19 protein-coding genes are annotated in these 23,727 nt (G+C 37.9%); 11 read left to right on the forward strand and 8 right to left on the reverse strand.

Features of this window, described 5'->3' with window-relative positions; all coding sequences use genetic code 11:
* Positions 1-636: 636 nt before the first annotated feature.
* Entirely contained in the window at positions 637-1,482 is an 846-nt protein-coding gene (gene coaW, locus L6469_RS05215) for a type II pantothenate kinase (RefSeq protein ID WP_006283401.1), read from the reverse strand.
* Positions 1,483-1,692: 210 nt separating this feature from the next.
* Between coaW and L6469_RS05220 the strand changes: the two genes are divergently transcribed.
* The 4 genes from L6469_RS05220 to msrA all read left to right on the forward strand — a co-directional run bounded on the left by L6469_RS05220 (position 1,693) and on the right by msrA (position 5,743).
* Complete coding sequence (locus tag L6469_RS05220; RefSeq protein WP_006283400.1) at positions 1,693-2,055, forward strand: hypothetical protein; 363 nt, start codon at positions 1,693-1,695, stop codon at positions 2,053-2,055.
* A 107-nt stretch (positions 2,056-2,162) separates the two neighbouring features.
* Positions 2,163-4,280: an NAD-dependent DNA ligase LigA gene (gene ligA, locus L6469_RS05225; RefSeq protein ID WP_006283399.1), complete on the forward strand. Its 2,118-nt coding sequence runs from the start codon at positions 2,163-2,165 to the stop codon at positions 4,278-4,280.
* Between the two features lie 98 nt (positions 4,281-4,378).
* Positions 4,379-5,062 carry a tRNA (guanosine(37)-N1)-methyltransferase TrmD gene (gene trmD / locus L6469_RS05230; RefSeq protein WP_006283398.1) on the forward strand — a complete coding sequence of 228 codons (684 nt, stop codon included), beginning with the start codon at positions 4,379-4,381 and terminating at the stop codon, positions 5,060-5,062.
* A 174-nt stretch (positions 5,063-5,236) separates the two neighbouring features.
* On the forward strand, positions 5,237-5,743 hold the full coding sequence (gene msrA, locus L6469_RS05235; protein ID WP_006283397.1) for a peptide-methionine (S)-S-oxide reductase MsrA: 507 nt from the start codon (positions 5,237-5,239) through the stop codon (positions 5,741-5,743).
* A 151-nt stretch (positions 5,744-5,894) separates the two neighbouring features.
* Here the strand turns inward: msrA and L6469_RS05240 are convergent, their stop codons facing one another.
* Positions 5,895-6,740, reverse strand: a complete 846-nt coding sequence (locus tag L6469_RS05240) for a patatin family protein (RefSeq protein ID WP_006283396.1) — start codon at positions 6,738-6,740, stop codon at positions 5,895-5,897.
* A 118-nt stretch (positions 6,741-6,858) separates the two neighbouring features.
* Between L6469_RS05240 and L6469_RS05245 the strand changes: the two genes are divergently transcribed.
* The 4 genes from L6469_RS05245 (at position 6,859) to L6469_RS05260 (ending at position 13,305) form a co-directional block, all read left to right on the forward strand.
* A complete protein-coding gene (locus tag L6469_RS05245) occupies positions 6,859-8,259 on the forward strand; it encodes an aminopeptidase P family protein (protein WP_039871108.1) in 1,401 nt (466 codons plus the stop codon).
* 92 nt (positions 8,260-8,351) lie between these two features.
* Positions 8,352-9,560, forward strand: coding sequence for an aminopeptidase C (locus L6469_RS05250; RefSeq protein ID WP_027452899.1), 1,209 nt, complete (start codon positions 8,352-8,354; stop codon positions 9,558-9,560).
* A gap of 122 nt (positions 9,561-9,682) precedes the next feature.
* Positions 9,683-11,404, forward strand: a complete 1,722-nt coding sequence (recJ, locus tag L6469_RS05255; RefSeq protein ID WP_006283393.1) for a single-stranded-DNA-specific exonuclease RecJ — start codon at positions 9,683-9,685, stop codon at positions 11,402-11,404.
* A gap of 8 nt (positions 11,405-11,412) precedes the next feature.
* Entirely contained in the window at positions 11,413-13,305 is a 1,893-nt protein-coding gene (locus L6469_RS05260) for an ATP-dependent DNA helicase RecQ (RefSeq protein ID WP_006283392.1), read from the forward strand.
* A 102-nt stretch (positions 13,306-13,407) separates the two neighbouring features.
* Here the strand turns inward: L6469_RS05260 and ilvC are convergent, their stop codons facing one another.
* The 6 genes from ilvC to L6469_RS05290 form a co-directional block, all read right to left on the reverse strand.
* Positions 13,408-14,448 carry a ketol-acid reductoisomerase gene (ilvC, locus tag L6469_RS05265; protein WP_006283391.1) on the reverse strand — a complete coding sequence of 347 codons (1,041 nt, stop codon included), beginning with the start codon at positions 14,446-14,448 and terminating at the stop codon, positions 13,408-13,410.
* Positions 14,449-14,556: 108 nt separating this feature from the next.
* Positions 14,557-15,330, reverse strand: a complete 774-nt coding sequence (locus L6469_RS05270; RefSeq protein ID WP_006283390.1) for an acyl-[acyl-carrier-protein] thioesterase — start codon at positions 15,328-15,330, stop codon at positions 14,557-14,559.
* A gap of 36 nt (positions 15,331-15,366) precedes the next feature.
* Positions 15,367-15,918 carry an acetolactate synthase small subunit gene (ilvN, locus tag L6469_RS05275; protein ID WP_027452901.1) on the reverse strand — a complete coding sequence of 184 codons (552 nt, stop codon included), beginning with the start codon at positions 15,916-15,918 and terminating at the stop codon, positions 15,367-15,369.
* Positions 15,919-15,941: 23 nt separating this feature from the next.
* Entirely contained in the window at positions 15,942-17,657 is a 1,716-nt protein-coding gene (gene ilvB, locus L6469_RS05280; RefSeq protein WP_006283388.1) for a biosynthetic-type acetolactate synthase large subunit, read from the reverse strand.
* Positions 17,658-17,746: 89 nt separating this feature from the next.
* Positions 17,747-19,549: a dihydroxy-acid dehydratase gene (gene ilvD / locus L6469_RS05285; RefSeq protein ID WP_006283387.1), complete on the reverse strand. Its 1,803-nt coding sequence runs from the start codon at positions 19,547-19,549 to the stop codon at positions 17,747-17,749.
* 324 nt (positions 19,550-19,873) lie between these two features.
* A complete protein-coding gene (locus tag L6469_RS05290) occupies positions 19,874-21,010 on the reverse strand; it encodes an OmpA family protein (RefSeq protein ID WP_006283386.1) in 1,137 nt (378 codons plus the stop codon).
* Between the two features lie 205 nt (positions 21,011-21,215).
* On the opposite strand from L6469_RS05290, the gene cobU reads away from it, so the two are divergent.
* From cobU to cobS, 3 genes are read left to right on the forward strand one after another with little or no spacing between them, the layout of a single operon-like run.
* Positions 21,216-21,746, forward strand: a complete 531-nt coding sequence (cobU, locus tag L6469_RS05295; RefSeq protein WP_027452904.1) for a bifunctional adenosylcobinamide kinase/adenosylcobinamide-phosphate guanylyltransferase — start codon at positions 21,216-21,218, stop codon at positions 21,744-21,746.
* Between the two features lie 9 nt (positions 21,747-21,755).
* Positions 21,756-22,856, forward strand: coding sequence for a nicotinate-nucleotide--dimethylbenzimidazole phosphoribosyltransferase (locus L6469_RS05300; RefSeq protein WP_006283384.1), 1,101 nt, complete (start codon positions 21,756-21,758; stop codon positions 22,854-22,856).
* A 44-nt stretch (positions 22,857-22,900) separates the two neighbouring features.
* Positions 22,901-23,719 (forward strand): adenosylcobinamide-GDP ribazoletransferase, encoded by an 819-nt coding sequence (gene cobS / locus L6469_RS05305; protein WP_006283383.1) that lies wholly within the window; start codon positions 22,901-22,903, stop codon positions 23,717-23,719.
* Positions 23,720-23,727 lie beyond the last annotated feature (8 nt).

The raw sequence follows: 23,727 nt of genomic DNA on the forward strand, positions 1-23,727 counted from the left end.
TCATGATAATATGCCACCCCTCAATCGTTATTTAGCGAACCTCAGTACTTTACAAACTAAAACCATAACAAATATAATACATATTTGAATTTAATTGACACAAGCCGTCTTATAATTTGCGTATTTGGAATTTCGAAGTAAGACCACCTCAAATACGCGAATTTTGAAGCATTTTTGTATCTGCCTGAATATCAGCGCGTTACAAATTTTACACTTCGGTGGTTTAATAAATGGGCGCCAAAACCCCAGCTCCTAGGGGTCGAAAGCTTAGGGTTGATGCGATAAGGTCATAGAGTTTAGCGAACAAAGTCTTAGGTTTCGACCCCTAGGACCTGTGGTTTTGGCGGGAGAGAAAATCGAGGGGAAGAAAAAAGTCCAAACAGGCTGATCAAAAGCTAAAGATTTTGAGCTAGATGACGATTTTTGAAAGCGCTGTTTTTTGATAAATTATTTGACATACAACTCTGTACGGACTGTAGAAATCAGCAACAGTTCGCCAATTATCGTAGTGACAGAATACAGTGCACACAAAAAGCCTTTATCTAAGTAAGTAGTTCTATTAAGGAAAAAATATCAAAACTCTACTATGAAAAAAGGCCACTACTAAAAGTGACCTTTATACTTTTTATCAAATCATCAAATATTTTGATACTGCTTTTTTTGGGTATAACTCAGAGCTGCCCCTATTGCCGTACAAAACTCAGAATATTTAGGTATTCGGAAATGTACGTGATACATTTTTTCCATCGCTGGATAAACATCTCTGCACTGAGGTAGCAAAGTCATATTGCCTATCAATACGAAATCTTTAATACCACTGCCCAAAGAAGACAAAATAGTAGCTGAACCGATAGCCTGAAGCACCATATGAATTAACCCCTTGGCAATATCTTCTCTACTGGCATTTGCTTTAGCTGCACTAAAAAGAGAAGCCGTGGCATCCATCGGTAATCCAGGAAGTGGACTGGCACTGATATCCTTAATCAGCAAATTTATTTTAGAAATATCGCCTTCGTTAGCCAGGTTTATCAGCGTTTTTATATCATCAGTTTTCAGCATAATACGACTCAAGCCCGCCAAAGTACCACCTCCAATACCAATACCACCAACATGCTTAATCTCGTCACCGTCACACTTTACGATAGAAGTACCAGTTCCCATGCTAACTACAATCATCCGATCAAGTTTAGCTTCATAACGAGCACCAAGACCATCAGAAACAAACTCTTCGGCTTTTCCGGTAGGTAAACCATATATTGGTTCATTAATATAAGCAGCTCCAACACCTGTCAACATCACCTTTTCTACCTGGGAAAGCGTAATCTGATTATCATGAAGATATTTACCAAAAGCACCATATAGAGAAGTGATAGGATCAGTTGCCTTAATTCGAATAGGAGCAATAATATTTCCTTTATGGTCTACTCCTACTATTTTAGTAGTACTAATGCCTACGTCGATACCAATTACTATCTTTTCCATTTTTTTTATTTGATGTTGCAAAGGTATAAAAAGAAAATGGAACGACATTGATATAGGTCAAAAAACATACTGTTTACGCACACAAAAAGCAGAAAAAACTTGCTCATTATCATTTATATGTATACATTTGCATCGTATTTAAGAGATATTAGGATAAATAATTAGACGATAAGAATTCAAATTCCTATTGAAGAAAGGAAAGGTAAAAAGATGAAAAAGGTTATTTTAACACTAATTACAATTCTAACTGTTACTGCAACATTTGCAGGTAACGAAGAAGCAAGTGTCATGAATGAGACCAAAACCTTTATGGTTAATTTCAATACACGTAAGATTGGTGAAGCTTTGGATTTATCTACCGACCAATTGGAATGTATCAATGACATTGCCAAAACTTTCGATGCAGAAATGATGAATGCTGCAGTTGCTCCTAATGAAGAAAAAAAGGAATTGGTAGCTCAAGCTATTCACAACAATCTCACAAACATGAGTTATATCCTCACACCCGACCAATATAAACAGTATGAGGTTATTCTCAATACAACATTGAAAAATCGTGGATTAAAGAAGTGATTCTTTTAATTCACTCTAGAGAGAGAAATAATAGAAAGACGGGGATTCCTAAAATTAGGGATTCCCGTTTTTTTTATTTATCTTTGCATTGAAAAATAAAACCGAATATGGCTGAAGACAAAATATTAGAAATGAGAAAGGCTGTGGATCTATTGAATAGAGCTGCAGACGCTTATTATAACGGTCAGGCAGAAATAATGACCGACTACGAATGGGATGCTCTTTTTGACAGACTCAAAGTTTTAGAACAGGAAACAGGAGTTATACTTGAAGAGTCCCCTATTCATCATGTATCCGCCGACAGCATAACAGGCCAAAAGGAGGAGCATGAATTTGCCGCTTTATCATTAGCCAAAACAAAAAAAACAGAAGATCTTACAAAATGGGCAGATGGAAAGCCCATCTGGATTTCATGGAAACTTGATGGACTAACACTGGTCGCTACTTACGACAAAGGGAAACTTACAAAAGTAGTTACACGAGGAGATGGTCATTTCGGTACGAATATTACCCACTTGGCACCAGCTATCCAAGGTATTCCCCAAAAGATTAAAAATAAAGGCCATATTGTAGTCAGAGGCGAGTGCGTTATTTCATATGCCGACTTTAATCAATTTCTTATTGAAAGTGGCGAAGACTATGCCAATCCTAGAAATCTAGCATCAGGATCGCTCACACTGAAAGATATTGATGAAGTAAAATCACGTCACCTTCAGTGGATACCTTTCACTTTGGTCTATACTGATGAGAATATCAATAGTTGGGGAAAACGTATGGCATTCCTTGAGGATAATGGTATGAAAACCGTAAAACACGAATGTATACTTACTCCAAACCAAGACAACATTCAAAAGGTTATTGATCGATGGACTGAAGAAGTTACCAAGAATAAGAATCCTTTCCCTGTAGATGGATTGGTTATCGCCTACGAAGATTACGAATATTCTCAAACAGGAAGCATCACTGGCCATCATGCAACACGAGCAGGATATGCCTTCAAATGGAAGGATGAAAGCGCAACTTCTAAGCTCGACCACATCGAATGGAGTTGCGCAGCAAGCACAATATCCCCTGTAGCAGTATTTGAACCTGTAGAGTTGGAAGGGACAACTGTACAACGAGCTAGCCTTTGTAATATCAGCGAATGTGAGCGCTTAGGCATTGGTGACAAAGATAGTGTACTATCTGTTATCAAAGCTAATAAGATTATTCCTAAGGTTATTCAAGTACAACAGAAAGTAGGTGAACTACATATTCCTGAAACTTGTCCTGTCTGTCATTCACAGACACAAATTGTCACAAGTATCGCCAGCGGAACACGGACTCTGCACTGTTCCAATCCCAAATGTCCAGCGAAACAGTTGAAAAAATTCGCACGTTTTGTTTCGAAAGATGGTCTCGACATTGATGGTATCAGTGAACAAACTCTTTCTCGATTCATAAACATGGGATGGATAAAGGAATATGCTGATATCTTCAGACTTTCAGCTCACCTCAATCAGATAGCAACTCTAGAAGGCTTTGGTAAAAAAAGTGCCAATAACATTCACAAAGCTATTGAGAAGAGTCGAAATGCTGAAGCACACAAGTTACTTTATGCGCTCTGCATTCCTTTAGTCGGCAAAGATGTATGTAATCGCCTGCTCAAAAGCTATCCACTTGAAAAACTGGCAGCTATAGCTAGCGGTAATCCGAACATTAACAAGCCTATTGTTACAGAAAAGGAGGATAACTACGAACTCGACCTCTTTGCACAGAATGAGCAAGAAAATCTTCTATCGAATACTACAGAAGGTACTACAGATGCAAATACGTTTACTCCACTCAGCATCGATACACGTATTGCTATTTTTGCAGGAATAGACGGTTTAGGACCAGAGAAAAGTGCATCTGTGGTGAAATGGTTTAGTGATGAAGAAAATCAGAATGAATACCGCAATTTATTAGGGCTACTCCACTTATCACAAGACGATAATAACCCGTTGGGACAGAAATGCGAAGGACTTACCTTCGTAATAACCGGTGATGTACATCACTATAAGAACCGTAACGAACTCAAAGCGTATATTGAGAGCCAAGGAGGAAAAGTTACAGGAAGCGTAAGCAAAAGCACTTCCTATCTTATCAATAATGATGTAACATCGACTAGTGGTAAAAACCAAAAAGCCCATCAACTGAACATCCCGATTATCTCAGAAGACCAGTTTATTGAGCAATTCGGATAAGGTTATGCTATATTTAGATCATATTTCATAATAAAATTTGTATCTTTGCACAAAATTAGTTTTGTTAAAAGAACAAATCAGAATAGGTATACAAAAACATGAGAATAGATATTATCACGATATTGCCAGATATGCTCACAGGTTTCTTCGAGGAGTCAATCATGGCAAGAGCTCAGAAAAAAGGTTTGGCCGAAATACATTTGCATAATCTTCGCGATTACACTCTTGACAAGTGGAAGCGTGTAGACGATTATCCATACGGTGGTTTTGCAGGTATGGTCATGCAATGTGAACCTATCGATCGCTGTATTTCTGCCCTGAAAGCAGAAAGAGATTACGATGAAGTTATCTTTACCAGCCCTGATGGAGAAAAATTCGATCAGAAAATGGCCAACGATCTGTCACTGAAAGGCAACCTTATAATTCTTTGTGGACATTACAAAGGAATAGACCAGCGTGTACGCGATCACCTTATTACAAAAGAGGTTTCTATCGGTGATTTTGTACTCACTGGTGGCGAACTAGCCGCAGCTGTTATGGCTGACGCTATTGTTCGTCTTATTCCTGGAGCTATCAGTGATGAGCAGAGTGCACTAAGCGATTGCTTTCAGGATGATTTGCTTGCAGCTCCTATTTATACCCGTCCAAGAGAATATAAGGGATGGAAAGTACCTGATATTCTCTTAAGTGGTAACGAGGCTAAAATTAAGCAATGGGAAATGGATCAGGCTTTATCTAGAACCAAAGCACTCCGACCTGATTTGCTTAAAAAGAAAAAATAAGACTCCCGAATAAGATACATAGTGGAAGATACTTCGAATAGTTTCTTCCACTTTTTTATATGCTTCCCCAAACAGACTAAATAATTCTATTTGTATATTTGTACAATTCAAAAAACATATGTATCTTTGCCGTATAAATACAAAGAGAGAATATTTAACAACTAACACAAAAATATGAAGAATTTATATCTTGCAGGCGGTTGCTTTTGGGGAGTAAGTCACTTCTTTAAACAAATCGAAGGTGTACTGGAAACAGAAACAGGATTTGCTAATGGTAATACACCTAACCCAATATATAAAGAAGTATACACAGACACTACAGGTTATGCAGAAACTGTACGTATCGCATATGACGAGACCAAGCTCGACTTAGAATTCTTACTCAATATGTTTTTTAAGGCAATAGACCCAACCAGCCTCAACAAACAAGGTGAAGACGAAGGTACACGTTACCGTACAGGAATCTATTATACAGAAGAAAGTCAAAAACCTATTATCGATAAAGTTATGACTGAGCAACAGGCTCTTTATGACAAGCCTATCGTAGTAGAAGTAGAACCCTTGAAGAATTATTATGCTGCAGATGAATATCATCAGAATTACTTAGATAAGCACCCTGATGGTTACTGCCACCTTCCATTGGAATTATTTGCATTTGCACGAAATGCCAAGAAAAAATAAGCCAAACACCATTGGGTAACAAAGAGTGAAGGAATACATAAAATTCTAACACAAGATATACGTATAATGGCTGAGATTTTTTCTCAGCCATTATACGTAAGTGTGAAATGAACCATAAAATGATGTAAACAAAAGACATTAAAAATCCCGTCTAATATCCATTTTCTATACAAAATTTTTCACCCAATTCAAATCCTTCCTCATATAGACGTTCCAATTTATTGACATCTTTCTCTATTCTTCCTACTTCTAACGGACGAATTGGTCGAATACACTTTATCTGCCCTTTCTCTTCCAATTCATCAATTAAGTTTATCTGCGCATTGTATGAAACATGTCGTTTACTTAAAGCCAGTCTAAGACGAGGATAATTTTTATAAATAAAATAAGGAACTTTACGATCTTTGCTTTCATCTCTCCACCCCTTATTTCGAGTGAGCACCACCACATTATTAGGATGGCCCATTGCAATAGCACGCTCTACAGGTATACTGTCAGCAATACCTCCATCGAGCATCGGAATGCCATCAACATTTACAATCTTACTAACATAGGGCAAACTACTCGAAGCACGAACTATATCCAATGCACGCTGTCGATCACTCAGTTCCTGAAGATACATAGGTCTTCCTGTCTTACAATTAGTCGTTACACATTCAAAACGATGTGCATATTTAAAATAAGTATCAAAGTCAAACGGCAAAAGCTGATTTGGAAACTTATCATAAAGCAATTCTCTGTCAAAAATGCATCCCTGAGTAACCAAATGACGTATACCTATATATTTATAACGATCAAGATAGTCGATATTAGATATGCGAGCACGACGAGGCTGACGACTGATGTAGCTCATACCATTACAGGCACCAGCAGAAACGGCACAAACATAACGAAAATACAGTTCATGCTTCATAAAGGCATCAAGTACACCACTTGTAAATACTCCTCGCATGCCTCCTCCTTCCAGTACAAGTCCTGTGTTTAAGTTTAATTTCATCAGTAAACTGCTAAATATTGATAATTTTAAAGTAAATATCCCATTTTATTGCAAAGTTACTATATTTTTACCAAAAAAAGTTTTACCTTTGCCAAAAGTTTATGACTTTATAACGAATATGTTTAATAAGCAAACTTATATAGAACGTCGCGAAGAACTTAAAAAACTAGTTGGAAGCGGCGTAATTATTCTTTTTGGTAACAACGAATCGCCTTGTAACTTTCCTAATAATAGTTACTATCCGTTCCGTCAGGACTCTTCATTTCTGTACTATTTCGGACAGAAACGGGATGGATTAGTAGGCGTCATTGATATCGACAACAATATAGAAACACTTGTCGGGGATGATATCGAAATTGAAGATATCGTATGGTACGGCAAAGTAGATAGTGTACACGATATGGCAGAGCAAGTAGGTGTAGCCAATACTGCTCCTATGAAGACTTTAAAGACTATCTGCAATACAGCTATGGCTGCTAAGCGCAAGATACATTATTTGCCTCCTTACCGCTACGATATCAAATTGCAAATTTTCGATTTGATGGGTATTCACCCTAATCAGCAGAAAGAAGAAGCATCAATGAACCTGATTCAGGCTATCGTAAAGATGCGTTCTAGTAAAACTACTGAAGAAATTGAAGAACTAGAAAGAGCTGCTGTTATCGGCTATAAAATGCATACCACCGCAATGCGTCTTACCAAACCAGGTGTAACTGAAAAATTTGTAGGTGGACAAGTAGACGGAGTTGCTAATAGTTATGGTGCTATGGTTAGTTTCCCTACCATATTCTCTCAACACGGCGAAATTATGCATGGAAATCCTTCCATGAACATTTTGGAAAGTGGTCGTCTCGCACTATGCGACGCCGGAGCTGAAACCATAAACCATTATTGCTCTGATAACACACGAACCTTTCCTGTTAATGGTAAATTCTCTCAGCGACAGCTGGAAATTTACTCTATCGTGGAAAGTTGTCACGACTTGACACTTAAATTGGCAAAACCAGGCGTAAAGTATTGGGATGTACATTTCGCTGTTTGTAAGCATATGACAGACAAACTCAAAGAGCTAGGTCTGATGAAGGGCGATACTGAAGAAGCGGTAGCTGCAGGTGCCCATGCAATGTTTCTTCCTCATGGACTTGGACACATGATGGGTATGGACGTACATGACATGGAGAATTTTGACCAAATTAATGTAGGTTTTGACGAAGAAACCCGCCCTAACCTTGAGCAATTTGGTACAAATTGTCTACGTATGGGAAGAAAACTCGAAGAAGGTTTTGTCGTAACTGATGAACCAGGTATCTATTTCATCCCAGCCCTCATTGACGAATGGAAGGCATCAGGCCACTGTAAAGAGTTTATAAACTTCGATAAGCTCGAAACCTATAAAGACTTTGGAGGTATTCGCATTGAAGACGATGTACTCATCACTAAAGACGGATGTCGCTTTATAGGTAAAGACCGCATTCCATATCATCCAAAAGACGTGGAAAACTTCATGGCCAACAATTAAAGAGAATTTAAATAATAACAATAACACAAAAAACAGTCGAAGAGAGATACATAAGTATATTTTTATTTCTTAACACGACGCAATTTAAAATTATGAGAAAAGTTTTAGTTTTGGCAGCTCTTGCAGGACTTGCATTGAGTGCAAATGCTAAGTCTGACAAGGACACAACTAAGGTTAACAAGAATGCTCCTGTATTCACAGTAATTAAAGAGAACCCTATCACAAGTGTAAAAGATCAGAATCGTAGCGGTACGTGCTGGGCTTACTCAACTTTAAGTTTCTTTGAGAGCGAGATTTTGAAAAAAACTGGTAAGACTTACGATCTCTCAGAGATGTTTGTTGCTAACAAAACCTACATGGATCGTGCTGTAATGGCTGTTCGTATGCATGGTGATGTATCTTTCTCTGAAGGAGGAAGCGCTTACGACCCATTGTATTGCATTCAGCACTATGGTATCGTACCTGAATCTGCTATGCCTGCTCCAGGTACACTTACAGGTGACTCTTTAGCAAACTTCGGTGAATTCTTCTCTGTACTTACACCTTATGTTGAGGCTATTGCTAAGAGTAATAAGAAGAAACTATCTCCAGCATGGAAGAATGGTCTCCAGGGCATCCTTAATTCTTATATCGGCAACTGCCCAGAGAAATTCACATATCAGGGTAAGACATATACCCCACAGTCTTTCGCAGCAAGTTTGGGTCTTGATTGGAACGATTATGTGTCATTCACTAGCTTTACTCATCACCCATTTTGGAGCCAGTTTGCAGTAGAAGTACAAGATAACTGGCGTTGGCCAATGAGCTACAACGTACCAATGGACGATCTTTGCGCTATCATTGATAACGCTATCAAAAATGGTTATACTGTAGCATGGGGTGGCGACGTAACTGAGGATGGATTCACCCGTCAGGGTCTTGGCATTGCCTTCGATGTAAAGAAGGTTCGCTCTATGGCAGGTACCGATGCTGACCATTGGTTCAAAATGTCTAAGGATGAAAAGAAAGAAAAATTTGATTCTCTAGGTGTAAATGCTCCAGAAATCACTCCTACTCAGGAAATGCGTCAGGAAGCATATGATAACTGGGAAACAACAGACGACCATGGTATGCATATCTATGGTATCGCTAAAGACCAAAATGGTAAGGAATACTACATGGTAAAGAACTCATGGGGTAAGTATGGTAAGTATAATGGCACATGGTACATGACCAAAAAATATGTTGCTTACAAGACCATGGATTTCATGGTAAATAAAAATGCAGTACCTAAGAACCTTCGTAAGAAACTTGGCATCTAAATAAGTACAAGTCAAACCTATCCGCTAAGCGGAATAGTTTACAAGATACAAAAAAGCGTAAAACAATATTGTTTTACGCTTTTTTTTTGTAACTTTACGGGCAGAAATAAAAATAATTTAAAATGCATTTTAAATGGAAATACACGACACCTACATCAGAACAAGACGAAGCAGCTAAAGCCTTAGGAGAAAAGCTCAACATGAGCACTATCCTAGCGCAATTGCTTATACGACGTGGCATATCCACAGAAAGTGCCGCCAAAAGATTTTTTCGCCCACAATTGGGCGACCTCATCAACCCTTTCCTTATGAAGGATATGGATGTGGCCGTAGATCGACTGAACGATGCTATGGGTAGAAAAGAAAGAATCTTGGTATATGGCGACTACGATGTGGACGGATGCACAGCAGTAGCACTGGTGTACAAATTTCTACAGCAATTCTATTCCAATATAGAATACTATATACCCGACCGCTATAACGAGGGATATGGTGTGAGCAAACAAGGAATAGACTATGCATACGAAAACGGTGTTAAACTGATTATTATACTTGATTGTGGAATCAAAGCTATTGAAGAGATAGCCTATGCGAAAAGTCTTGGCATAGACTTTATCATTTGTGACCATCACGTTCCTGACGATGTGATGCCTGAAGCTGTGGCCATTCTCAATCCCAAAAGAACAGACGATAGTTTTCCTTTCAAACACTTGTGCGGATGTGGTGTCGGCTTTAAATTTATGCAAGGCTGGGCTAAAAATAATGGTATCCCATTCTCGCAGTTAATTCCTCTCCTCGACTTTTGTGCTGTGGCAATTGCAGCAGACATCGTTCCTGTAGTTGATGAAAATCGTATACTTGCCTTCCATGGACTCAAACAACTAAATCAGAATCCAAGCGTCGGCCTGAAAGCAATTATCGATATCTGTGGCCTAAATGGAAGAAATATCACGATGAGCGATATAATCTTTAAAATAGGTCCAAGAATTAATGCATCTGGACGTATGGAGAATGGTAAGGAAAGCGTAGACTTGCTAGTTGAAAAGGATTTCTCCTCTGCCATCCAAATGGCAAAACATATCAACGAATATAACGAACAGCGCAAAGATATTGACAAGCAGATGACGGAAGAAGCCAACCAAATCGTAGGAAGATTGGAAAGCCAAAAACATCAGTCGAGTATTGTACTCTATGATGAAAACTGGAAAAAAGGTGTCATCGGTATTGTAGCATCTCGACTGACAGAAATCTATTTCCGACCTACCGTAGTTATCACTAAATTTGGTGAATTCGCAACAGGTTCTGCTCGAAGTGTCACAGGTTTTGACATCTATTCTGCAATTAAAAGTTGCCGCGATCTCCTTATCAACTTTGGCGGACATACTTATGCTGCAGGTCTTACTATGAAATGGGAAGATGTAAAGGAATTCAGAAAACGATTCCAGGAATATGTCGAAAGCCATATCGAACCTGAACAAATCGAAGCAACACTTGATATCGATGCTGTGCTCGATTTTAAGGATATTACTAAAAAGTTGCATACTGACTTGAAAAAATTTGCACCTTTTGGTCCTGGAAATCCAAAACCTTTGTTCTGCACCATAGGTGTCTATGACTATGGCACAAGCAAAGTAGTTGGCAGGCAACAGGAACATATCAAATTAGAATTAGTCGATTCGAAATCAAGCAACGTGGTCAATGGTATAGCCTTTGGACAGAGTGCAAGTGCACGATACATCAAAAGCAAACGCAGTTTCGACATAGCGTATACTATAGAAGACAACGTATTCAAAAAGAATCAAGTTCAGTTGCAGATAGAAGATATTCGTCCTACAGAATATTAAATACATACATGGATTATCTAAAGATACTTCATCAATACTGGGGGTATCCTGACTTTCGCGGTATTCAAAGAGAAATCATTGAATCTATCGGCAAAAGTCAGGATACTCTTGGACTTATGCCTACTGGTGGTGGAAAATCTATCACCTTTCAAGTTCCTGCACTTGCAAAAGATGGTGTCTGCATTGTAATAACACCACTCATCGCACTAATGAAAGATCAGGTGGCCCATTTAAAGGACAAAGGTATTTTGGCTGATGCTATTTATTCGGGCAAAAACCATTCTGAAATCATTCAAATACTCGAAAATTGCATTTTCGGAAGAACGAAATTTTTATATGTTTCGCCAGAACGTTTATCTACTGAACTATTCCAAACAAAACTTAAACATATTAAAGTGAGCTTTATCACCGTAGATGAAGCACACTGTATCAGCCAATGGGGATATGACTTTCGTCCGTCATACCTAAAAATTGCCGACATCAGAAAAATGAAACCAGGCGTGCCAATCCTGGCCCTTACAGCTACGGCAACTCCAGAAGTAATTGATGATATCCAAGAAAAACTTGATTTCAAGCATAAAAATGTTTTCCGCATGAGCTTTGAACGCAAAAATTTGGCTTATGTGGTACGAAAGACTGCTGATAAATATGGAGAACTTATTCATATACTATCTTCAGTACCAGGATGTGGCATTGTATATGTTAGAAGTCGAAAACGATGCAAAGAGATTGCCTCTATGCTCAATGATAGCGGAATAAGCTCTACTTTCTATCACGCGGGGTTAGACCCAATCATCAAAGATGAACGACAAAAGGCTTGGCAAAATAATGAAAAAAGAATCATTGTTGCCACAAATGCCTTTGGTATGGGTATCGACAAACCTGATGTACGCATCGTTGTACACATCGACTGTCCCGACTCCTTAGAAGCATATTTCCAAGAGGCAGGCCGTGGTGGAAGAGACGGACAAAAAGCTTATGCTGTACTATTGTACAATGATAATGACAAACTTAAACTTCACAAACGTGTTATCGATACTTTCCCAGAGAAAGATTATATTAGAAACATATACGAACATCTCGCTTACTTTTACCAAATTGGTGTAGGAAGTGGATATGGAAATACTTTCGAATTTCATATTGATAAGTTTAGTTATACATATAAATTCTTTCCTATACCAGTAAACAGTTCACTACATATCCTGGATCGATGTGGATATATTCATTATGAAGATAATCCTGACAGCAAGGCACGCTTGCGCTTTATATTAGGGAGAAATGATTTGTATCAGCTGAATTCACTTTCCGCAAACGAAGAACTCATCATAACAGAATTACTTCGTGATTATGGAGGACTTTTTACTGATTACGTCTATATAGACGAATTTCTTATAGCACAAAAAACGAATATTCCTTTAGAAAACATTTATCTGATACTAAAAAATCTTAGTGCAAGACATATCATCAACTTTATTCCAAGAAGAAAGATGCCATACATTACCTATCTACGAGACAGGGAAGATGGCATAAATATTAAGATACCATCATCAGTATATGAAAATAGAAAGGAACAGTTTGTCAAACGAATTGAAGCTATGATCAACTATGCTGAAAATGATTACGTCTGCAGAAGCCGACAACTTCTTTTATACTTCGGTGAAGATAATAATCATGATTGTGAACAATGCGATGTATGCCTAACCCACCATACACAAACATCACAGAAAGACATAGAACAGGCTAAAAAAGACATTCTACAATACTTAAGTGACAAAGAGACTCATTTAATTACTGAGCTTAAAACTTTAAATCTTCCAGAAAAGATATTTGATGAAGCATTAGAATCGCTCATTCTAGAAAATCAGGTTTTTATTGAGTATTCAGAAATCAGAATAGCATAAATAGCAATTTATCTATAGAATGCTTTTCAGAAAAGACATAAAAAAAGAGCGACCATTTCACAATGGCCACTCCCGGTTTCAACATTATGTACGAGAAAAAAATTAGTTATTTTCAGGACGAAGTTGACGAACAGTTTCAGCAGCACGCCACATTTCCATGTCATGCATTTCCTTCAACTCCGCATTCAACTTTTCACGATAATCTGGTTCAGAATTCTTATCGATTGAAATCTGAGCCTCAGTACCATTCTGTACACTCAGATACAACCATTCCATTACAGGCTTAATAGCTTCCTTGAAACGTGGACGCCAATCAAGAGCACCACGCTGAGCTGTTGTAGAGCAGTTAGCATACATCCAGTCCATACCCTTTTCACCGAATAATGGGCCAAGGCTTTGAGTAAGCTCTTCTACTGTTTCATTGAAAGCTTCTGATGGAGAATGACCATGCTCACGAAGTACCTCATACTGAGCTTCGAGAAGACCCTCTATAGCACCCATCAGAGAACCACGCTCACCAGTAAGGTCAGAAGTAGCTTCTTTCTGGAATGTAGTTTTGAACATATAACCAGCACCAATACCAATACCAAAGGCTATAGTCTTTTCCTCTGCTTTACCAGAAGCATCCTGATAAACAGCATAAGAACAGTTCAATCCACGACCTTCCTGAAACATTGTACGAAGTGAAGTTCCAGAACCCTTAGGAGCAACCATGATTACGTCAGTATCTTTACCAGGAACAACACCTGTACGATCAGCCCAGTTAATTGCAAAACCGTGTGAATAGTACAAAGTCTTACCTGCCAATTTATCTTTAATTTGAGGCCAAACTGCAATCTGACCTGCATCTGAAAGCAACATACAAATAATAGTACCCTTCTCAACAGCCTCATCGATAGAGAACAAAGTCTTACCTGGTACCCAACCATCAGCTACAGCTTTGTCGTAAGTTTTACCTTCGCGCTGGCCCACAATGACATTAAAACCGTTATCACGCAGGTTACATGCCTGACCAGGACCCTGAATACCATAACCGATTACGGCAATAGTTTCATTTTTCAAAACCTCATGTGCTTTCTCCAAAGAAAACTCTTTGCTGGTGACAACAGTCTCGACAACACCACCAAAATTCATTTGTGCCATATTAATTAATTTTTATGCGATTTATTTATATCGCGGTTTATTTATTTGTCTTAAATCTAAAATCGATTGCAAAGATAATAAATTATAATTAAACTACAAAATTTTCTTTCAATCTTTTACAAATTTAACGCTACTTCTTACAACTTCAACTTCGTTTTGCTCATTTGAACTACGTTTATTTATGCGTATATTGTATTCATTATCACCTACTTGCTCACGATAGAAACATAATTTATCACCTTGATGAGATTCTGCCACATATGCAATCTCAAATCTTTTCAATCGATACTGTTTGTAAAAATCGACATCAAAAAGATCTAATACATGCTCAATGTACTTTACTGAATTAATATGACCATTAATATCGACATCACTATAATTAGTATCGATGACACGAACGAGTTCTACGTCTTTGCTCATCTTTACTCTTGAACAAGCCTTAATCGGATCATGCAACTCGGTTTCTACATAATTCAAGATTTTACCATCCTCAATGGATAAAATATCAGCAGGCTGTCGGGTTTCTGTATCTATCATGGCCCATACACTTCGACCATATCCGTATACATGTCCACCCTCACCTGTAACCTTGAAATTACGACTTGTGAAAAACTTCATTGCACTTTCCACCCATGTTTCAACAAAAAACGGATCATAAGCTTCAGGCATTTCTTCCATTTCTATCGCAAGCCTACTCAACACCCATGTTTTCTGAATCGTATTAAGGTATAACATACCATATCCACGATCATTACTGTGAAAATCTGCAGCATTCAACATTGCATTTCCCAAATGCCCCATAAAAAGCTTCTTTGAAAAATCACAATGGAATGGCTCTGCCATAAATTTGTATTTACCAACTTTTGGCAATAATTCACTCATAATTTCTCCCTCGTTATTTATTATCTATATATTTTATTAATCAGACGATCCTGCCTCAATATTTTGCTGTTCATCAAGAAAATCAGTGATGGTTTCTTCTTTACTTCTAGTAACAGCTATCTTACCTGTTCTAGTATACTGCAAAATACAGTTTGCCTCATTCAACTTTTTAAACAATGTAGCAATATCTTCTGTTACACCACCCATCAAAACTGTAGTGTATGTTGGGTTGACTTCTAACATACGTGCATCAAGATGACGAATTGCTCTACTAATTTCAGGATTAGCCAACAATGTAGGAGTCGCAATCTTAAAGAGGGCTACTTCATAGATAAATAGTTCATCATCTGTATAATACTGAGCCTTCACCACATCTATTTTTTTTTCAATAGCCTTAGTTATCTTCTTTATCTGCTCTTCATCACTCCAAGCCGTTATCGTGTATTTATGAATATTTTTGATACTACTCGCTGATACATTTAAACTCTCAATATTTACTTGTCTACGAGTAAATACTGCAGTGATCTGATTAAGGATACCTGCGATATTCTCTGAATAAACCAGCAATGTATATAATTTCTTATCCATTTCTGTAATCTTCATTTTAACAATTAGTAATCGAGTTCCAACAGCATTTCGTTGACACTCTTTCCAGGCAATGTCATTGGCACTATATCCTCATTCTCCTTAATAGCACATTCCAAAATATATGGGCCATCAGTGCTAAGCATCTTAGCAATCTTAGCTTTAAGATCCTTACGCTCAATAACAATATCATAAGAAATACCATAAGCACAGGCAATCTTATCATACTGAGGATTCATCATATGTGTAAAAGAATGACGTCCATTAAACATCAAATCTTGCCACTGACGTACATTACCAAGATAATTATTATTCAGGATAATCATCTTCAAAGGTACCTGCTGCTCCATAATTGTACCTAATTCCTGAATACTCATTTGAAAGCCACCATCACCCATAAAACAGCATATTGTACGGTCAGGAGCCCCAAAACAAGCACCAACTGCTGCAGGAAGACCAAAACCCATAGTACCGAAACCACCACTCGTTACAATAGAGCGCTTTTTATGATACTTGAAATAACGGCTAGAAATCATCTGGTTTTGACCAACGTCGTTTACCAATACTGCTTCACCATAAGTTTGCTCTGCTACTTCGTTTACGACCTCTCCCATTAACAAAGGTCCCTCTGTAGGATGAATATCAGGCTGAATAACTTTTTCATTTTCCAAATCAGCATACTTCTGAAAAGACTCTATCCATTCCTTATGCTCATTTTTATTTAGAAGACGTGTAATAGCTGGTAAACTTTGCTTACAATCGCCCAAAACAGGTACATCTGCCTTAATATTTTTGTTCAGTTCAGCGCTATCAATATCTAAATGAATAATTTTTGCTTGCCTCGCATATGTAGAAGGCAAACCTGTTACACGATCGCTGAAACGCATGCCAATAGCGATAAGCACATCACATTCCTGAGTTTGCATATTGGTAGCATAAGCTCCATGCATTCCTAACATACCCTTATTTAAAGGATGATTACTAGGAAGTGCAGAAAGTCCAAGCAACGTACGTCCTGCAGGGATATCTGCCTTTTCAAGAAATTCAATTAACTCATTTTGAGCATTTCCCAATTCAACACCTTGACCAACCAAAGCAAAAGGCTTCTTTGCTTGATTAATTAAATCTGCAGCCTCCTTAATTCTTTCCGGGTTAAGTTGTGGATAAGGTACATAACTGCGAACATGTTCAACCTTTACAGGAATCCATTCACAGGTATGAACTTGTGAATTCTTAGGGAAGTCAAGAACAACAGGCCCAGGACGACCTGAACGCGCAATATAAAAAGCACGACTAACTGCCCACGCTACATCCTCTGGTCTACGAATTTGATAAGCCCACTTACACACAGGCTGTGCCACACCCACCAAGTCTACTTCTTGAAATGCATCAGTACCCAAAGCACCAACACCAACCTGACCTGCAATAACAACTAATGGAGTTGAATCCATCATAGCATCAGCAATACCCGTCAAGGTATTCGTAGCGCCTGGTCCACTAGTAACAACACATACACCTACTTCACCACTGACTCGAGCATAACCTTGAGCTGCATGAGCTGCAGCTTGCTCATGACGGACCAATACATGGTCGAACAGTTTAGTTTCACCTCGCGTGTAAGTATAAAGAGCATCAAAGACTGGCATGATAGCTCCACCGGGATAACCAAAGATGGTCTTTACACCTTCGTTTTTTAGGGAGCGCATCAAAGCTTCAGCTCCTGTTATCAATTCTTTAGCCATATTTATGAATGCTTTCTATTCAAAAGTGCCGTACAAACAAAATTATTTTATTTTACGGCACCCTATATTTAAATAAAAGTTTAACTTCTTTAATCTATAATTCTAACACCACCCAAATCTGCGGATGCTACACTCTGAGCATATGCTTTCAAGGCTTTGCTGACGACTCGATCACGTTTTAAAGGCTGCTGTGGACGAGCTGCAAGTTCCTCATCACTCAACTTAACATTAATTGAACGACTTGGAATATCAATAACAATAATGTCACCATCTTTAATTTTACCTACATTTCCACCTGAAGCAGCTTCTGGAGAGATGTGACCGATACTCAATCCAGAAGTTCCACCAGAAAAACGACCATCAGTGATAAGAGCACATTCTTTACCCAAATGACGGCTTTTAATATAAGATGTTGGATAAAGCATCTCTTGCATACCAGGACCACCCTTAGGTCCTTCATGTGTAATAACCACACAATCTCCTGATTTTACCTTACCACCAAGTATGCCCTCACACGCATCTTCCTGAGAATCAAAGCACACAGCAGGACCCTCAAAATGCCACAATTCAGGTGCTACACCAGCAGTTTTTACAACACAACCCTTCTGTGCAATATTGCCAAAAAGCACGGCTAGCCCCCCATCTTTAGTGTATGCATGCTGTAAATCACGAATACAACCATTCTCACGATCTGTATCCAAACTCTCCCACTGTTCGTTCTGGCTACCCATCTTAGTAGAAAAACGACGCCCAGGAGCACTATGGTAAATTCTATTTGCCTCGTCATTTACAGTATTACCTGTAATATCATACTTACTGATGGCTTCATCCAATGTTAATCTATCTACTCGATTTACATTTCCACGAATTAAACCACCTCTATTCAATTCATTCAAAATACCCAAAATTCCTCCAGCACGATTACATTCTTGTACAGAATACTTCTGAGTGTTAGGAGACAACATACAAAGACAAGGTACTGCACGACTCAACTTATCAATATCTTCCATCTTAAACTCCGCACCCGCTTCTTGTGCAACAGCCAACAAATGAAGTATAGTATTTGTACTACCACCCATAGCAATATCTAATGTCATAGCATTCAAGAAAGCATCACGGGTTGCAATATTTTTTGGTAATACACTTTCATCACCATCTTCATAATAAGCATATGCATTCTTCACTATTTGACGAGCAGCATCCTTAAAGAGACGAATACGATTCTCATGAGTTGCTAAAATAGTTCCATTACCAGGGAGTGAAAGCCCAATGGCCTCTGTCAGAGAGTTCATAGAATTAGCTGTAAACATACCGGAACAACTACCACAACCTGGGCAAGCACTATTTTCAATTTTCTCCAAATCCTCATCACTAACTGAAGTATCACCACCGTTAATCATGGCAGTAATCAAATCTGCATTCTGACCTTTCCAACGACCTGCTTCCATAGGACCACCTGAACAGAAAATAGTAGGGATATTCAATCGCATTGAAGCCATAAGCATTCCAGGTGTCACTTTATCACAATTTGAGATACAAATCATAGCATCAGCCTTGTGAGCATTTACCATATACTCAACAGAGTCTGCTATCAAGTCACGACTTGGTAGAGAATAAAGCATACCATCATGCCCCATAGCTATACCATCGTCAATTGCAATAGTATTAAACTCTGCGGCATAACATCCCATAGCCTCAATCTCCTGCTTTACAATTTGGCCGATTTCATGAAGATGTGTATGTCCCGGAACAAATTGAGTAAATGAATTTACAATTGCTATAATTGGTTTTCCCATCTGCTCGTGTTTCATACCAGCTGCTACCCACAAAGCACGGGCACCAGCCATTCTTCTGCCTTGAGTACAGACAGCACTTCTTAACTGATGTTTCATATCTGTTATTATATATTTTCTATTTCGTCTCTCATTATTCTGCAAAGGTAAACATAAAATCAGTAATAACCAACAATTTTCTAATAAACTTTACCGTTTTAAAGCAAATTTGTTACTAAATTCAATAAATAATAATTAGATTATAAGTATTTTAATATCACAAGCTTTTCAAAAACATCTAAACTACTACAGATTAAAACACACAGATAATGATTATTGTATACCTGCTAACAAAACAAAAAAGTCATAAGACACGATTTTAAACAAAAAAAATCCCAAGCCTTATAAAGGCTTGGGATTATATTTAAATCTTTTAATTAAAGATTAATCCTTTGTTGTATCGTTAAAAGTAGCAACGCGGTTGAACTCTACCTGCTCAAAGAGCTTATCAGTTACACCACAACCAGTAGCCTTCAAACGATCTGCAGAAATTTTGTACTTCTTAACTAAAGCATTCTTAACAGCTTCAGCACGTGCCTGAGAAAGTTTCTGATTGAACTCAGCATTACCTTCTGGAGAAGCATAACCCTTAATCTCTACATTTGCCTCTGGGTGATTCTTCATGTAAGAAGCGATCAACTCAATTGGAGCATACTGAGCTTTGTCAATAGAACTCTTACCCTGACGGAAGAGAACTGTTGGCTGAAGATTTGTTGCAGTAGCAGCCTTCTTAGGCTTCTTCTGGCACTCATCAAGAGCATTTTGAAGATCAGCGATCTTCTTATCTTTAGCAGAAAGCTGAGCATCCTTATCGTTCAAATCTGAACGAAGGCTATTGATCTGATTATTCAAGCCATCAATTTCGTTCTGATCACGAAGCTGAGCGATTGTGAAGTTATGAGTACCATTTGAGTTCTTGAACTTATAAACAATACCTGCATTAAGCTGGAAGAAACTCTTATTGAGGTTATACTCAATACCCTGACCACCATTCTCGCCATTCAAATACCAAGTCATAGATGGCTCAACATAAATCTGCCATGCCTTTGAAGAACCTAAATTGAATGCGAAGTCGATACCTGCTTTAGAAGTCAATGCATTGTGATTTTTACCAGCGCTTTCAGTACCAAACTGATGGAACCAGCCCAAACCTGCTACAGGGATAACCTCAAATACACGTGGCTCACCTTTATAACCACCAAACCAGTTACTCAAGTTTACAGTACCAAGCAAGCTTGTATTCAAACCGCGAACTACAGTACCACGAGAAACACCTGGCTTGTTTGAAAAATAAGCATTGCTCTCAGCAGCCAAACCAAATACTGGAGTAAACCAACGACCGATGCGAAGACCAGCATTAGGGTTTAAGTTTTTCAACCAAGAGTGACCTGTTGCCTTTGTTGCAACACCGCCATTAATACCTACATAAAAATTGTCAAATGTCTTGCTTTCAGTTACAGTCTGAGCTGATGCTGAAACTGCCATCGTAGCAGCTGCAAGCAGTAATCCTAATTTCTTCATACTCTCTTGTAGTTTATAAAATTGATTTTTAATTTTACTTATCTCTTAAAAGCATTGCAAAGGAATAAAAATTTTTCGAAACAAGCAAATTTTTTATGAAGAAAAATGAATTTTCCTTTAAGAAAAGTGAAAATAGTGTATTTTTCTTGCTTTTTAAATGCAAAATGGCTCTTTTTTTGTATTTTTTTTGTATTTTTGGTATCTGATGAAAAAAATTATATTAATAACAGGAGGACAAAGATCTGGTAAAAGCAGTTTTGCAGAAAAATTAGCTTTATCATTGTCTCCTAATCCTATTTATATAGCCACCGCTCATATTTGGGACGAAGAGTTTCGTCAGCGTGTCATTCGACATCAACAAAGAAGAGGTCGAAACTGGATTAATATCGAAGAAGAAAAATATCTATCCAAACATCATATACATAATAAAGTGTGTGTTATTGACTGTATCACTTTATGGTGTACTAATTTTTTCTTCGACAGCACTAAAAAAGAAATGAATCAACCATCTATTAACGAAGTACTTCAAAACCTCAAAGATGAATTCGATCACTTTACTCAACAAGATGCTACTTTTATATTTGTAACTAATGAAATTGGAAGTGGTGGAGTTAGCAATAGTTCTGTACAGCGTCGATTTACCGACTTACAGGGATGGATGAATCAATATGTAGCAGCAAAAGCCAACGAAGTAATATTAATGGTTTCCGGCATCCCTGTCAAAATTAAAGAATAAGATATTTTTATGCAGCACTTTCATATTTTAGAACCAGACCAAACTATTCGTCAAGAAGCACTTGAAAAAATAGATAACCTAAATAAGCCCAAAGGATCTTTAGGTATTCTAGAGAACATAGCACTTAAGCTCTGTCTTATCCAACAGACTTTATCCCCTTCTCTCCACTATCCTTGTCATCTTCTTTTAGGAGCTGATCACGGCATAGAGCGTGAAGGAGTATCCGCTTCGCCACGAGAAGTAACTTGGCAACAAATGATAAATTTCACTCGTGGAGGCGGATTCGTTGATGTTATGTGCAGGCAACACAATTTTGAGCTCAAAATTGTAGATATGGGAGTTGATTACGACCTATCCGATTTTCATACTATCATTAATTATAAAATAGCTCATGGTACAGCCAACTTTTTACAACAAGAAGCAATGACTCTACAGCAATGGAATGAATGTATAGAAAGAGGTTGTCAGCTCGTCGATCAATGTATAGCAAAAGGAAGCACCATTATTAGTATAGGAGAAATGGGTATAGGGAACACTTCCCCTTCCAGTATATGGATGAGTCTTTTTGGAAATATGCCACTCGATATCTGCATTGGTGCGGGCTCAGGCCTAAACAGTGCTGGCATTCAACATAAATTAAAGGTATTAACTAAAAGTGTACAAAAATTCCTGACCAAATTCCCAGATATTGCAGAAACACTGAGCAATACACCTCAAGGCAAATGTCCAAATTACACTTTTAAACAAACAGAACAAATTCTTTATTATTTTTCTGGATTTGAAATGGCAGCAGCTATAGGTGCAATGTTGCGAGCAGCAGAGAGACACGTTACGATTTTAATTGACGGCTTTATCATGACGGCTTGCATACTCGGTGCAAGCAAACTATATCCAAATGTTCTTCACTATGCAATCTTTGGGCATTGTGGCGACGAATCAGGCCATCAGAAAATGCTCAACTTACTACATGCTCAACCATTATTGCAACTTGGTCTACGATTAGGCGAAGGTACAGGGGCCTTATGCGCTTTTCCTATAGTTGACTCCGCATGTCGTATGATAAATGAAATGAACAATTTCGAAAATGCAAAAATCACCAAATATTTTTAATTTACATACTGTTACCCAAAATTATTCTATCTGATTACGTAAAAATGCAAATACCAATAGATAAAAAGATTAAGATAAAGGATCGAATCTATGCAGCTTTTATCTTTTTTACAAGATTACCTTTTTGGAGAATATACCAACCTACACGTGAGGCATACGAAACCGTTGTTGAACATTGGCCATTAGTAGGATGGCTAACAGGAATAGCAATGGCAGGAACACTATATCTATGTCACTTGATACTTCCTTTATCTCTATCTATCCTTTTAGCCATGCTCGTTCGAATACTCCTAACTGGAGCATTACACGAAGATGGATTAGCAGACTTTTGCGATGGATTTGGCGGAGGTACTTCACGTGAAAAAATATTATCCATCATGAAAGATAGCCACATTGGCACTTATGGAGTTATAGGGCTCATCTTATACGAATTAATATTTTTCCAGACAATATCTACAATCTGTAGCATAACAGAAATGAAGACTTGTATATTTGCAATAATAGGTGGTGATGCTTTTTCGAAAATGATAGCTGCTCAAATTATTCAATTTCTACCATATACCCGAAATGCCGAAACAGCAAAAAATGGTGTGGTCTACCGCAAATTAAGCTTAAAATCAGGAATTAGTCTATTTGTCCAAGGGGTATTACCTATGATACCACTCTTATATAGTACAGGCTTTGCTCATATAAATTGGATTATCTTTGCACCTTGTATAACCATGTTTCTTCTTTATACACTGATGAACAAGAAAATAGGAGGTTATACAGGTGACTGTTGTGGTGCAATTTTTCTCCTCTGTGAGCTTACTTTCTACATCGCTTTTGCAGGCACAATATATTATAACATCGTTACAACATAATCTATTAC

It is taken from the genome of Segatella baroniae B14, assembly GCF_022024235.1.
GTDB classification, from domain to species: domain Bacteria; phylum Bacteroidota; class Bacteroidia; order Bacteroidales; family Bacteroidaceae; genus Prevotella; species Prevotella bryantii.